The sequence below is a fragment of the Roseicyclus sp. genome (genome assembly GCF_052168335.1).
Classification (GTDB): Bacteria; Pseudomonadota; Alphaproteobacteria; order Rhodobacterales; family Rhodobacteraceae; genus Roseibacterium.
Map to the genome: position 1 here is coordinate 1 of NZ_JBQLZP010000292.1, position 1,568 is coordinate 1,568.

At 70.3% G+C, this 1,568-nt stretch carries 1 protein-coding gene and 2 pseudogenes; all 3 read left to right on the top strand.

All coding sequences use genetic code 11. From position 1 onward, the window contains the following. Positions 1 to 237: pseudogene (locus ACTS11_RS09035) on the top strand (CPBP family intramembrane glutamate endopeptidase); the annotation flags it as partial. Between the two features lie 99 nt (positions 238 to 336). Further along, positions 337 to 1,347, top strand: coding sequence for a medium chain dehydrogenase/reductase family protein (locus ACTS11_RS09040; RefSeq protein WP_442639996.1), 1,011 nt, complete (start codon positions 337 to 339; stop codon positions 1,345 to 1,347). 17 nt (positions 1,348 to 1,364) lie between these two features. Beyond that, positions 1,365 to 1,568: pseudogene (locus ACTS11_RS09045) on the top strand (hypothetical protein); the annotation flags it as partial.

The following is a 1,568-nucleotide window of genomic DNA, read 5'->3' on the forward strand; positions in this document are numbered from 1 at the left end:
CTCGTCACGCCGATCTTCAACAGCGCGCGGGGCAGCCTGCTTCTGCCGATGATGTTCCACTGGCTCCTGATCAACCCGTTCTGGCCGGACGCCCAGCCCTACGACACCTGGATCCTCGCGGCGATCGCGGCGGGCGTCACCTTGTGGAAGCGGGACGAGATGCTGACCCGCAGGACGGCCGTGACCGAGGTGGTCCCCGCCGCCCCGCGCGGCCGCCTCCGCCCGTCGGAGGCCTGACATGTCGGGCGCGGATAACGGGTGCGACCGCCCGACCCCCGCCGGGCGCGCGGTCGCCGGAAAGGCGGGCGGCGTCCGCCACAACACGGGAGACAGGCAATGACCTGGAGACGCATGGTGATCAGCGGGTTCGGGGGCGTCGACCGCCTCCGGCTGGAGCAGGTGGACACGCTCCCTGAGCCCGAGGGGGCCGAGGTCCGCGTCCGCGTTCTCGTGACCAGCGCGGCGTTCACGGACGTGATGATCCGCAAGGGTCTCTATCCGGACGTGAAGGACAGGCCGCCGTTTCCGCTCGGATACGACATGGTCGGCGTGGTCGACGCCCTCGGACCCAAGGCCCGTGCGTTCCGTCCGGGCGACCGCGTCGCGGACCTGACGACCATCGGGGCCTATTCCGACTACATGTGCCTTCCCGAGGACCGGCTGACGCGGGTTCCGGACGGCCTGTCCGAGGTCGATGCGCTGGCCATGATCCTCTCGGCGGTCACGCCCTACCAGATGCTGCACCGCGTGGCGAAGCTGAAGGCGGGCCAGAGCCTCCTGATCCACGGGGCGGGCGGCGCCGTGGGCACTTCGATGCTGCAACTCGCGCGCGACGCGGGGATTGACACCTGCGGCACCGACATTCCCGCCAAGCACGACCTGATCCGCAGCCTCGGTGCCACGCCGATCGCGGCGGGCGCGGACGAGGACGCCATGCTGGCCGCGACCGGCGGCGGCGTGGACGCCGTCTTCGATCCGCTCGGCGGCGACAGCCTCTCGCCGTCCTTCCATGTCCTGAAGCCCGGCGGAATGCTCGTCGCCTTCGGCTTCCAGAACGAGGTGACGGGGCGCGGCGGTTCGATCCCGCTCGACTTCGTGAAGCTCAAGCTCTGGGACTGGCTGCCGAACGGGCATGCCACCGCCTTCTACTCGATCGGGGCGATGCGACGGAGGCATCCCGAGTGGTTCTGCGAGGACCTGGCGACGCTCTTCGACATGCTTTCAGCAGGTCGCATCGCGCCCGTCGTCGCCGAGGTTCTGCCGCTCGAGCAGGCACGGGCCGCGCACGAGCGCATCGAGGCCGGCGAGGTCGCGGGCAAGCTCGTGCTGCGCGTGTCCGACCCATGAAGGCCGCCGCCCGACATATGGCCGCGCTGATCCTCGGCGTTCTGGCCGCCGCGCAGGCCGTCGGGCAGACCACGCTCCTTTCCGACTTGACGATCGTCGACGTGGAGCAGGGAACACTCGCCGCTGGCCAGTCGCTCCTGATCCGGGACGGCATCATCGCCGAGATCGGCCCGGACATCGCTGCGCCGGAGGCGGAGATCATCGACGGGGCGGGGGGCTTT

Excerpts from the sequence above, each read along its gene's own strand:
- ACTS11_RS09040 (WP_442639996.1), top strand. The coding sequence starts at position 337 with ATGACCTGGAGACGCATGGTGATCAGCGGGTTCGGGGGCGTCGACCGC.